This is a genomic window from Pseudomonas citronellolis, from assembly GCF_029335315.1.
GTDB classification, from domain to species: domain Bacteria; phylum Pseudomonadota; class Gammaproteobacteria; order Pseudomonadales; family Pseudomonadaceae; genus Pseudomonas; species Pseudomonas citronellolis_A.
This window is the reverse complement of sequence record NZ_JARJLT010000298.1, coordinates 1-12077: the sequence shown is the minus strand read 5'-3', so window position 1 is coordinate 12077 and position 12077 is coordinate 1. Positions and strand designations below refer to the sequence as shown.

General features: G+C 67.8%; 9 protein-coding genes and 1 pseudogene. 9 read left to right on the top strand and 1 reads right to left on the bottom strand.

Features of this window, described 5'->3' with window-relative positions; all coding sequences use genetic code 11:
- Positions 1-18 precede the first annotated feature (18 nt).
- Positions 19-953 (bottom strand): annotated as a pseudogene (locus P3W75_RS22360) (LysR family transcriptional regulator); the annotation flags it as partial.
- Positions 954-1111: 158 nt separating this feature from the next.
- Here P3W75_RS22360 and amaB point away from each other — a divergent pair.
- The 9 genes from amaB to P3W75_RS22315 all read left to right on the top strand — a co-directional run bounded on the left by amaB (position 1112) and on the right by P3W75_RS22315 (position 12064).
- Positions 1112-2602 carry an L-piperidine-6-carboxylate dehydrogenase gene (gene amaB / locus P3W75_RS22355; RefSeq protein WP_276229501.1) on the top strand — a complete coding sequence of 497 codons (1491 nt, stop codon included), beginning with the start codon at positions 1112-1114 and terminating at the stop codon, positions 2600-2602.
- 180 nt (positions 2603-2782) lie between these two features.
- Positions 2783-4066 carry an L-pipecolate oxidase gene (amaA, locus tag P3W75_RS22350; RefSeq protein WP_276229500.1) on the top strand — a complete coding sequence of 428 codons (1284 nt, stop codon included), beginning with the start codon at positions 2783-2785 and terminating at the stop codon, positions 4064-4066.
- 391 nt (positions 4067-4457) lie between these two features.
- Entirely contained in the window at positions 4458-5594 is a 1137-nt protein-coding gene (locus tag P3W75_RS22345) for a branched-chain amino acid ABC transporter substrate-binding protein (protein WP_276229499.1), read from the top strand.
- Between the two features lie 143 nt (positions 5595-5737).
- Entirely contained in the window at positions 5738-6652 is a 915-nt protein-coding gene (locus P3W75_RS22340) for an ABC transporter permease subunit (protein WP_276229498.1), read from the top strand.
- Positions 6653-6654: 2 nt separating this feature from the next.
- Positions 6655-7944, top strand: coding sequence for a high-affinity branched-chain amino acid ABC transporter permease LivM (livM, locus tag P3W75_RS22335; RefSeq protein WP_276229497.1), 1290 nt, complete (start codon positions 6655-6657; stop codon positions 7942-7944).
- Positions 7941-8813 (top strand): ATP-binding cassette domain-containing protein, encoded by an 873-nt coding sequence (locus P3W75_RS22330; RefSeq protein WP_276229496.1) that lies wholly within the window; start codon positions 7941-7943, stop codon positions 8811-8813. Before livM ends, P3W75_RS22330 begins: the two co-directional genes overlap by 4 nt.
- On the top strand, positions 8810-9526 hold the full coding sequence (locus tag P3W75_RS22325; protein WP_276229495.1) for an ABC transporter ATP-binding protein: 717 nt from the start codon (positions 8810-8812) through the stop codon (positions 9524-9526). The genes P3W75_RS22330 and P3W75_RS22325 overlap by 4 nt, the downstream gene beginning before the upstream one ends.
- Positions 9527-9653: 127 nt before the next feature.
- Complete coding sequence (locus P3W75_RS22320; protein ID WP_276229494.1) at positions 9654-10586, top strand: ornithine cyclodeaminase family protein; 933 nt, start codon at positions 9654-9656, stop codon at positions 10584-10586.
- Positions 10587-11302: 716 nt separating this feature from the next.
- Positions 11303-12064 (top strand): SDR family oxidoreductase, encoded by a 762-nt coding sequence (locus P3W75_RS22315; RefSeq protein ID WP_276229493.1) that lies wholly within the window; start codon positions 11303-11305, stop codon positions 12062-12064.
- Positions 12065-12077 lie beyond the last annotated feature (13 nt).

The following is a 12077-nucleotide window of genomic DNA, read 5'->3' as shown; positions in this document are numbered from 1 at the left end:
AAATACCAGCCCGCGACGCGCCGGGCGATGCCCGGATGGTCGCGGACGCGGGTTCAGGGCCGCTGCGCCAGGTGCTCGCCGATCCATTCGACGAAGGCGCGCACCTTGGGCACCGCGGCGGCGTGCTCGGGGTAGGCGAGGTAATAGGCGCTGCGGCTGCGCAAGGCGTGCGGCCAGGCGATCACCAGCTTGCCTTCATGCAATTCCTCTTCCACCAGGAAACGCGGCAGCAGCGCCACGCCGCAACCGGCCTGGGCGGCACGGATGCACATGTAGAAGGTGTCGAAGCGCGGCCCGTGGAAACTGTGCTCGCTGCGCCGCTCCAGGCTGGCGAACCACTCGTGCCAGGCCTCCGGCCGGGTGGCGTTCTGCAGCAGCACCAGGTCGTTGAGCTGCAGCGGGTCGCTCAGCGGCTGCGCCGGGAGGATGCCCGGGGCGCACACCGGCACCACCTCCTCGCCGAACAGGTGCACGCATTCGGCGCCGGGCAGGGTGCCGGGGCCGAAATAGAACGCCAGGTCGCAACGCGATTGCTGCAGGTCGCCGGGCTCCAGCTCCTGGCGCAGGTCCAGGTGGATGTTCGGGTGGCGGTGGCGCCAGCCGTTGAGCAGCGGGATCAGCCAGCGCGCGCCGAAGGTTGGCGGGGTGGACACGCGCAGCACCTCGGTCTCGCCGCCGTAGGACAGCAGGTACTGGGTGGACACCTCGACCTGGCTGAGGATCTTGCGCACCTCCTGCAGGTACAGCTCGCCCGCCGGAGTCAGCTGCAGGCGCCGGCGCACGCGGCGGAACAGCAGGTGCTGGAGCATTTCCTCGAGCTGCGCCACCTGCTTGCTCACCGCGCTCTGGGTGAGCGCCAGCTCCTCCGAGGCGCGGGTGAAGCTCAGGTGGCGGGCCACCGCTTCGAAGCACTGCAGCGCGGTCATGGATGGCAGGTGGCGTTTGTTGAGCATGGGCGTGATCGGCTCTGTGAATGCCCCAGGGACGCACAGCCGCCCCTGGCATGAATTTACGGAATGATGTGCAGAGGAAACGTTGTTTGTTGGCTGTTGGCAAGCCGGTTATTACTGCTTGCATTCCAATGGCTTAACCGACCGGCTCAGGAGACGCGATGATTTCCGCACTGCTCGAGAAACTGGGAGTCGATTCCTCCCTCTACTCCAACGGCGACCATGTCATCCACAGCCCCATCGACGGCAGTCGTCTGGGCGCGGTGCGCCTGGAAAGCGCCGCCGAGGTGGAACAGAAGATCGGCCGCGCGGCCCAGGCCTTCGTCGCCTGGCGCGCGGTGCCGGCGCCGCGTCGCGGCGAGCTGGTGCGTCTGTTCGGCGAAGAACTGCGCGCGCACAAGGCCGCGCTCGGCGAGCTGGTGTCCTGGGAAGCCGGCAAGATCACCCAGGAAGGCCAGGGCGAAGTGCAGGAAATGATCGACATCTGCGACTTCGCCGTCGGCCTGTCGCGCCAGCTCTACGGCCTGACCATCGCCTCCGAGCGTCCGGGCCACCACATGCGCGAGACCTGGCAGCCGTTGGGCGTGGTCGGGGTGATCAGCGCGTTCAACTTCCCGGTCGCCGTGTGGTCGTGGAACACCGCGCTGGCGCTGGTCTGCGGCAACCCGGTGGTGTGGAAACCGTCGGAGAAGACCCCGCTCACCGCGCTGGCCTGCCAGGCCCTGTTCGACAAGGCCCTGGCACGCTTCGGCGACGCCCCGGCGCACCTCAGCCAGGTGCTGATCGGCGACCGCGTCGCCGGCGAAGCCCTGGTGGACGACCCGCGCGTGGCCCTGGTCAGCGCCACCGGCAGCACCCGCATGGGCCGTGAAGTGGGCCCGCGCGTCGCGGCGCGCTTCGCCCGCAGCATCCTCGAACTGGGCGGCAATAACGCCATGATCCTGGCCCCCAGCGCCGACCTCGACATGGCCGTGCGCGCCATCCTCTTCAGCGCCGTCGGCACCGCCGGCCAGCGCTGCACCACGCTGCGCCGGCTGATCGCCCACGAGTCGGTGAAGGACGAGATCGTCGCGCGGCTCAAGGCGGCCTATTCGAAGGTGCGCATCGGCCACCCGCTACAGGGCAACCTGGTCGGCCCGCTGATCGACGAGCGCAGCTTCCTGGCCATGCAGGGCGCCCTGGAACAGGCGCGCGGCGAAGGCGGCGTGGTGTTCGGCGGCGAACGCCAGCTGCAGGCCGAGTTCCCCGATGCCTACTACGTGTCGCCGGCCATCGTGGAAATGCCCGAGCAGAGCGACGTGGTGCGCCACGAGACCTTCGCGCCGATCCTCTACGTGATCCCCTACCAGGACTTCGACGAGGCCGTGGCGCTGAACAACGCCGTGCCCCAGGGCCTGTCGTCCTGCGTGTTCACCACCGACGTGCGCGAGGCCGAGGGCTTCATGTCGGCGATCGGCAGCGACTGCGGCATCGCCAACGTCAACATCGGCCCCAGCGGCGCCGAGATCGGCGGCGCCTTCGGCGGCGAGAAGGAAACCGGCGGTGGCCGTGAGTCCGGCTCCGACGCCTGGAAGGCCTACATGCGCCGGCAGACCAACACCGTGAACTGGTCGCGGGAGTTGCCGCTGGCCCAGGGCATAGTGTTCGATTGAGGCCTGCAGCCCGGAGGTGACCCCGCTTTTCGTAGGATCGAGGGGGACGCCTAGTCCTTGCTCGCGAACGGGCCCCGCAGCGGAGTCGGTTCGCGAGCAAGCTCGCTCCTACAGGGGGCACGCCGGGCCGCCAACCGCCGTACAGAGTCATTCACAAGGTTCGCGTAGAAGGATCGCTGGATGTCGCTTCGCCAAGAGTGTCTGTGGGAATACCTGACCCCCGAGCGGCCGAACGCGCCGTCGTTGCAGGGGGAACGCAAGGCCGATGTGTGCGTCATCGGCGCCGGCTTCACCGGGCTCTCGGCGGCCCTGCACCTGCTGGAGGAGGGCCAGCGCGTCTGCGTGCTGGAGGCCCACCGCGCCGGCCACGGCGGCGCCGGGCGCAACGTCGGGCTGGTCAACGCCGGGCTGTGGATCGCGCCGGACGACATCGAGGCGGGCATGGGCAGCGACGTGGGCGGGCGCCTCAATCGCATGCTCGGCGGCGCACCGTCGCTGGTCTTCTCGCTGATCGACAAGTACGCCATCGATTGCCAGGCGCGCCGCGAAGGCACCCTGCACATGGCGCACAACCTGCGCGGCCTGGATGACCTGCGCAGCCGCTGCGAACAGTGGCAGCGGCGTGGCGCGCCGGTGGAGCTGCTGACCGGCGCGGCCTGCGCCGAGGCCTGCGGCACCGACAAGATCGCCGGCGCGCTGCTCGACCGCCGCGCCGGCACGCTCAACCCCATGGCCTACGTCAGCGGCCTGGCCCGTGCCGTGGTCGGCCTGGGCGGCGAGCTGTTCCACCATTCGGCGGTGACCTCGCTGCGCCGCGAAGGCGACGCCTGGCGGGTCACCACGGCGGCCGGCAGCGTGCTGGCGCCGAAGGTGGTGATCGCCTCCAGCGCCTACACCGAAGGCGAGTGGACCGAACTGCGCCGCACCTTCTTCCCCGGCTACTACTACCAGGTCGCCTCGCGACCGCTGGAAGGCGCCGAGGCCGCGCGCATCCTGCCCGGCGGCCAGGGTTCCTGGGACACCCGCCAGGTGCTCAGCAGTATCCGCCGTGACGCCGACGGCCGCCTGCTGCTCGGCAGCCTGGGCAAGGGCACCGGCAAGCCGGAGTGGTTCATCCGCAGCTGGGCAGACCGCGTGCAGCAGCACTACTTCCCGCGCCTGGGCAAGGTGGAGTGGGAGTTCACCTGGACCGGCTGCATCGACTTCACCCCCGACCACCTGATGCGCCTGTTCGAGCCGGCGCCTGGGCTGCTCGCCATGAGCGGCTACAACGGCCGCGGGGTCACCACCGGCACGGTGGTCGGCAAGGCCTTCGCCGACTTCCTCCTGCGTGGCGACGCCAGCGCGCTGCCCATGCCCCTGCGGCCGCTGGAGGAGATCTCAGCGGTGGGCCTGCGCAGTTGCCTGTACGAGGCGGGCTTTTCGCTCTACCACGCCGGCCAGTGCCTGCGGGTAGTGATCTAGCGGTGAGTCCGGCGGACGGAGTCGCCCGGCTGCGTCCCGCCCTCTCCTGGCCCCTTCTGCACTTTGGTCTAGCCTTTTTGGTGCGTTACCTCGATGGGCGCGCACCGGGAATGTGCAGTTAGGTGACAGTGATGGTTACCTCTCGGGTTGCGCCCGTGGCTGCTGGTTGTTGCAGCCCTCGGGAAGGTGGGTTGCGCCCTGCGAATAGTCGGGTTGCACCTTTTCTAATCCGGGGTTGCACGCGCCAAGAGCCGTTTTCTGCCAGCCCTGTCTGGTTCTGCTGTCTGACTTTGCAAATAACAAAAACGAATGGCACGTAGCTTGCTGTTGGGAAATTGCCAACATCTGGTGTTTCGCGCGTCATCACAAAAAACCTCAGGAGCAAAACTCCATGTCGCAGAAGATTTTCAGAAAAGGCTTTCTGGCCCTGGCGGTGACCACCGCGATGGGCATGACTTCTCTCGCCCAGGCCGACGTCGTGATCGGTGTCGCCGGCCCGCACACCGGGGCCAACGCCTCTTTCGGCGAGCAATACTGGCGCGGAGCATCCCAGGCCGCCGAGGACATCAACGCCGCCGGCGGCGTTAACGGCGAGAAGATCAAGCTGGTGAAGGCGGACGACGCCTGCGAGCCGAAACAGGCCGTGGCCGTGGCCAACCGCCTGGTCGACGAAGACAAGGCGGTGGCGGTGGTCGGCCACTTCTGCTCCTCCTCGACCATCCCCGCCTCCGAGGTCTACGACGAGGCCGGCATCATCGCCATCACCCCCGGCTCGACCAACCCGCAGGTCACCGAGCGCGGCCTCTCCGGCATGTTCCGCATGTGCGGCCGCGACGACCAGCAGGGCGTGGTCGCCGGCGACTACATCGTCGACGTGCTCAAGGCCAAGAAGGTCGCGGTCATCCACGACAAGGACACCTACGGCCAGGGCCTGGCCGACGCCACCCGTGCGCAGCTGAACAAGCGCGGCGTGAAGGAAGTCCTGTACGAAGGCCTGACCCGTGGCGAGAAGGACTTCAACGCCCTGGTCACCAAGATCCGCGCTTCCGGCGCCGAGGTCGTCTACTTCGGCGGCCTGCACCCCGAGGCCGGCCCGCTGGTACGGCAGATGCGCGAGCAGGGCCTGACCGCCAAGTTCATGTCCGACGACGGCATCGTCACCGACGAACTGGTCACCACCGCCGGCGGCCCGCAGTACGTCAAGGGCGTGCTGATGACCTTCGGCGCCGACCCGCGCCTGATCCCCGATGGCAAGGCCGTGGTCGAGAAGTTCCGCGCCAACGGCTTCGAGCCCGAAGGCTACACCCTCTACGCCTACGCTTCGGTGCAGGCCCTGGCGGCCGGCTTCAACGGCGCCGGCAAGACCGACCCGGCGGCCGCCTCCAAGTGGCTGAAGTCGCACCCGGTGCCGACCGTGATGGGCAAGAAGGAATGGGACCAGAAGGGCGACCTGAAAGTCTCCGACTACGTCGTCTACGAGTGGGACGACAAGGGCAAGTACCACCAGCTGGACGCTTTCAAGAAGTGATCCCGGCCTGATCCGCCGCCTGCCGGCGCCGCCACGAGCGGCGTCGGCATCCCTCCGGGTCGACCTCGCCCGCCGGCGGTCACGAGCCGCACCGGTCGCGTTGCGTCAGCCTTTCCCTGCCCCGCTTGTGTGAGTACCCAATCGTGGATGGCATCTTTCTCCAGCAAATGATCAACGGGCTGACCCTCGGGTCGGTCTACGGCCTGATCGCCATCGGCTACACCATGGTCTACGGCATCATTGGCATGATCAACTTCGCCCACGGCGAGGTTTACATGGTCTCGGCCTACCTCTCGGCCATCGGCCTGGCGCTGCTGGCCTTCTTCGGCCTGCACTCCTTCCCGCTGCTGATCCTCGGCACGCTGATCTTCACCATCTTCGTCACCGGCGTGTACGGCTGGGCGATCGAGCGCATCGCCTACAAGCCGCTGCGCAACTCCACGCGCCTGGCGCCGCTGATCAGCGCCATCGGCATGTCGCTGATCCTGCAGAACTACGTGCAGCTGTCCCAGGGGCCGCGCCAGCAGGGCGTACCGACGCTGCTCGAAGGCGCCTTCAAGTTCCACATCGGCGAAGGCTGGGTGCAGCTGACCTACACCAAGCTGTTCATCCTCATCGCCTCGTTCGCCGGCATGGCCGTGCTCACCTACGTGATCCGCTACACCAAGCTCGGGCGCATGTGCCGCGCCACCCAGCAGGACCGCAAGATGGCCTCGATCCTGGGCATCAACACCGACCGGGTGATCTCCTACGTGTTCGTCATCGGCGCCGCCATGGCCGCCCTGGCCGGCGTGCTGATCACCATGAACTACGGCACCTTCGACTTCTACGCCGGCTTCGTCATCGGCATCAAGGCGTTCACCGCCGCGGTGCTCGGCGGCATCGGCTCGCTGCCCGGGGCCATGCTCGGCGGGCTCATCCTCGGCGTCGCCGAGGCGCAGTTCTCGGGCATGGTCAACACCGACTACAAGGACGTGTTCGCCTTCGGCCTGCTGGTGACCATCCTCATCTTCCGACCGCAAGGACTCCTGGGCCGGCCCCAGGTGGCGAAGGTGTGAGCATGACCACAGTGACCGCTTCCGCCCCGCGTCTCGACCTCAAGCAGAGCCTGCTGGACACCGTCCTCGCCGGCCTGGTCGCCCTGATCGTGTTCGGCCCCATCGTCGGCATCGTGCTCGACGGCTACAGCTTCACCCTGCAACCGGTACGCCTGGCCTGGATGGTCGGCGCGGTGATGGCCGGGCGCCTGCTGCTCAGCCTGTTCCTGCAGACCGCCGCCGGCGGCCGCGTGCTCGAACGCTTCGAGGGCTCCGACTCCGGCATCAGCGTGCTGCCGCCGGGCTACAAGACCCGCCTGCGCTGGATAGTCCCGCTGCTGGTGGTGGCCGCCGTGGCCCTGCCGTTCTTCGCCAACAAGTACCTGCTCACCGTGGTCATCCTCGGGCTGATCTACGTGCTGCTGGGCCTGGGCCTGAACATAGTGGTCGGCCTCGCCGGCCTGCTCGACCTCGGCTACGTGGCCTTCTACGCCATCGGCGCCTACGGCCTGGCGCTGGGCTACCAGTACCTCGGCCTGGGCTTCTGGAGCGTGCTGCCGCTGGCCGCCGTCATCGCCGCGCTGGCCGGCGCGCTGCTCGGCTTCCCGGTGTTGCGAATGCACGGTGACTACCTGGCGATCGTGACCCTGGGCTTCGGCGAGATCATCCGCCTGATCCTCAACAACTGGCTGTCCTTCACCGGCGGCCCGAACGGCATGCCGGTGCCCGCGCCGACCTTCTTCGGCCTGGAGTTCGGCCGCCGCGCCAAGGAAGGGGGCACGCCGATCCACGAGTTCCTCGGCATCGACTACAACCAGAACCTCAAGTTCGTGTTCATCTACGCGGTGCTGTTCCTGGTGGTGCTGCTGGTGCTGTACATCAAGCACCGACTGACCCGCATGCCGGTCGGGCGCGCCTGGGAAGCGCTGCGCGAGGACGAGATCGCCTGCCGCTCGCTGGGCCTGAACCACGTGCTGGTGAAGCTCTCGGCGTTCATGCTCGGCGCGTCCACCGCCGGCCTGGCCGGGGTGTTCTTCGCCAGCTACCAGGGCTTCGTCAACCCGTCCTCGTTCACCTTCTTCGAGTCGGCGCTGATCCTCGCCATCGTCGTGCTCGGCGGCATGGGCTCGACCCTCGGCGTGGTCATCGCGGCCTTCGTGCTGACCGTGACCCCGGAGCTGCTGCGCAGCTTCGCCGACTACCGCGTGCTGCTGTTCGGCATGCTCATGGTGCTGATGATGATCTGGCGCCCGCGCGGGCTCATCCGTATCAACCGTCGCGGCTTCGCCGTACGCAAGGGGGTGGCGCCATGAGCGACAAGATCCTCAGCGTCGAGCACCTGATGATGCACTTCGGTGGCATCAAGGCGCTCAACGACGTCAACCTGGACGTGGAGCGCGGTTCCATCACCGCGCTGATCGGCCCCAACGGCGCCGGCAAGACCACGGTGTTCAACTGCCTGACCGGCTTCTACAAGGCCACCGGCGGGAAGATCCTGCTCAACGCCCAGGGCGGCACCACCGACGTCATCAAGATCCTCGGCCAGCCGTTCCAGGGCGGCGACTTCGTCAACCCGGCGCAGTTCGCCAACCGCCTGTACTACAAGATGTTCGGCGGCACCCACCTGGTGAACCGCGCGGGCCTGGCGCGCACCTTCCAGAACATCCGCCTGTTCCGCGAAATGTCGGTGGTGGAGAACCTGCTGGTGGCGCAGCACATGTACGTCAACCGCAACCTGGTCGCCGGCATCCTCAACACCCCCGGCTACCGCCGTGCGGAAAGCGAGGCGCTGGACCACGCCTTCTACTGGCTGGAAGTGGTCGACCTGGTGGACTGCGCCAACCGCCTGGCCGGCGAGATGTCCTACGGCCAGCAGCGCCGCCTGGAGATCGCCCGGGCCATGTGCACGCGCCCGGAAATCATCTGCCTGGACGAACCGGCCGCCGGCCTCAACCCGGCCGAGACCCAGGCGCTGAGCCGCATCGTGCGCTACCTGCGCGACCACCACGGGATCACCGTGCTGCTCATCGAACACGACATGGGCATGGTGATGAACATTTCCGACCACATCATCGTGCTCGACCATGGCGACGTGATCGCTCGCGGCCTGCCGGCGGAAATCCGCAGCAACGAGAAGGTCATCGCCGCCTACCTGGGCGCAGACGAAGAGGAGCTCGCATGACGGCGCCGATTCTGGAATTCCGTGATGTGGATGTTTTCTACGGGCCGATCCAGGCGCTGAAGAAGGTTTCCCTGAGCGTCAACGAAGGCGAGACGGTGGCGCTGATCGGCGCCAACGGCGCCGGCAAGTCCACCCTTTTGATGTCCATCTTCGGCCAGCCGCGCGCGGCGGCCGGGCAGATCCTCTACCGCGGCCAGGACATCGCCCGGCGCTCGGCGCACTACGTGGCCTCCAACGGCATCGCGCAGTCACCGGAAGGGCGCCGGGTGTTCCCCGACATGAGCGTGGAGGAGAACCTGCTGATGGGCACCATCCCCATCGGCACGGATCACGTGCAGGAAGACATGCAGCGCATGTTCGACCTCTTCCCGCGCCTGAAGGAGCGGCGCAACCAGCGCGCCATGACCATGTCCGGCGGCGAGCAGCAGATGCTCGCCATCGCCCGTGCGCTGATGAGCCGGCCCAAGGTGCTGCTGCTCGACGAACCCTCGCTGGGCCTGGCGCCCATCGTGGTCAAGCAGATCTTCCAGATCCTCCGCGAACTGGCCAAGGGCGGCATGACCCTGTTCCTCGTCGAACAAAACGCCAACCACGCCCTGAAGCTCTCCGACCGTGGCTACGTGATGGTCAACGGCGAGATCCGCATGACCGGCACCGGCGCCGAGCTGCTGGGCAACCAGGAGGTGCGCGACGCCTATCTGGGTGGGCACTGACCGCACATCTGCTCTTCGTAGGAGCGAGCTTGCTCGCGAACCCTTCTCGCCGGAAAAGCTTCGCGAGCAAGAACTAGGCGTCCCCCTCGCTCCTACAAGGGCTCACCTGACTTTATGGGGAGTCTCCATGCACGATGTTCGCTTCCTCACCAACGCCGACGTCGCCGAGCGGCTGGCTTATCCACAACTGATCGAAGCCTTGCGCGAAGGCCTGGCCGGCGCCTGCGAAGCGCCGGTGCGTGGCTGCCACGCGCTGCCCGACGACGCCTCGCTGCTGAGCATGCCGGTGTGGCGGCCGGGCAAGGACATCGGCGTCAAGCTGGTCACCGTGTTCCCCGGCAACGGCGCGCGCGGGCTGCCGGCGGTGGCCGCGCTGTTCTGCCTGTTCGATGGCGTCGACGGCCGCCCGCTGGCGCTGCTCGAAGCCTCCGAGCTGACCGCCAGGCGCACCGCCTGCACCTCGGCGCTGGCCGCCGACCACCTGGTGCGGCGCGACGCCGAGCGCCTGCTGATCGTCGGCAGCGGCACCCTGGCGCCGCACATGGTCCGCGCCCACACGGCGGTGCGTGACTACACCGACATCGCCATCTGGGGCCGGCACCCGTCGAAGGTCGCCGCGCTGGTCGAGCGCCTGGCCGGCGAAGGCTACCCGGTACGCGCCTGCGCCGACCTCGCCGAAGGCGTCGCAGCCGCCGACACCGTCAGTTGCGTGACCACCTCGCGCGAGCCGCTGGTGCGCGGCGAATGGCTGAGCCCGGGCACTCACCTCGACCTGGTCGGGGCCTTCCTGCCGAGCATGCGCGAGACCGACAGCGAAGCCGTGCGCCGCGCGCGGATCGTCGTCGACACCCGCGAAGGCGCACTGGAAGAAGCCGGCGACCTGCTGATCCCGCTGGCCGAAGGCGTCATTGCCGAATCGGCCATCCACACCCAGCTCGGCGATCTGCTGCAAGGCCACGGGCTGCGCCGCGACGACCAGGAAATCACCCTGTTCAAGTCGGTCGGCTACGCCCTGGAAGACCTCATCGCCGCGCGCCTGTTGGTCGCACAGCACGACTGAACGGGTTATCCAGCGAAACTGTGGAAAGTACTGTGGATAAGGTTGGGGCAGCTGCCTGCGAGCAGCGCCCCGGCCGGCCCGCGAGGCATCGCCGGTTTTTTCGCCAGCCCGCGCAAAGCCCTGTATATACAGCCAGTTGAGCCCGATGGAGGGCGTTTGCGCGGGCGCCGGGGTTGTCCACGGAATCTGTTGGGTAATCTGTGGATAAGCTTGGGAAAGCTGGCGCCGGGCCAGGCCCCTGGCGGGCTGCGCGGCATTGTCCGGTTTTTCGCCGGGCCGTCGAGGAAAAAACGCCCGCGTGCGGGCGCCGGGATTATCCCCGGCTTCTGTTGAACAGCCTGTGGAAAACGTGGGGGAAGAATGCCCCGGGCCAGTGCCGCCGGGGCCTCGGTGCGGCTGCCTGATTCCTGACCAATGCTGTCGTACAAGCCGCGCCAGCCGTGGCTTATCACTGGCCTGGCGGAGATTCGCCGGATGTTCCAGGCGACCCTGCCGGGTTGTGGGCCAAACAGTGGAAAAGCTGTGGAGAAACTGGGGGAGAACTTCCCCTGGCCGCGCGCCAGGGCGGCTGCGGGAACTGTGTCGGTGCTGTGCATCGCGGCTGTAGCGTGGAGACGCGGGAGAGGGCTGTTATCCTCCAGGGTCCGACAGAAAACCCGCCAGACTCATGGCTACGGCGAAGCGCCGTGGCCCCTGGCCCAGCAGAGGAGTTGGCCATGTCTTCCACCCTGTTCATCACCGGTGCCACATCCGGCTTCGGCGAAGCCTGCGCCCGTCGCTTCGCCCGCGACGGCTGGTCGCTGGTGATCACCGGCCGCCGCGGGGACCGCCTGCAGGCCCTCGCCGAGGAACTCTCCAGCCAGACCCAGGTGCTGCCGCTGGTGCTCGACGTGCGCGACCGCGCCGCCGTGACCGCGGCGGTGGACAACCTGCCGGCCGGCTTCGACAAGCTGCGCGGGCTGATCAACAACGCCGGCCTGGCGCTGGGCGCGGACCCGGCGCAGAACTGCGACCTGGACGACTGGGACACCATGGTCGACACCAACATCAAGGGCCTGATGTACTGCACCCGCCTGCTGCTGCCCCGGCTGATCGCCCACGGTCGCGGCGCGAGCATCCTCAACCTCGGCTCGGTGGCCGGCCAGTGGCCCTATCCGGGCAGCCACGTCTACGGCGCCACCAAGGCCTTCGTCGAACAGTTCTCGCTGAGCCTGCGCTGCGACCTGCAAGGCACCGGCGTGCGCGTCACCAACCTGGAGCCGGGCCTGTGCGAAAGCGAATTCTCCCTGGTGCGCTTCGGCGGCGACCAGGCGCGCTACGACAAGACCTACGCCGGCACCGAGGCGCTGCAACCGGAAGACATCGCCGAGACCATCCACTGGATTCTCAACCAGCCGGCCCACGTCAACATCAACAGCCTGGAAATCATGCCGGTGAGCCAGGCCTGGGCCGGCTTCTCGGTGCACCGCAAGGAGTGAGGGCGCGGGCGCC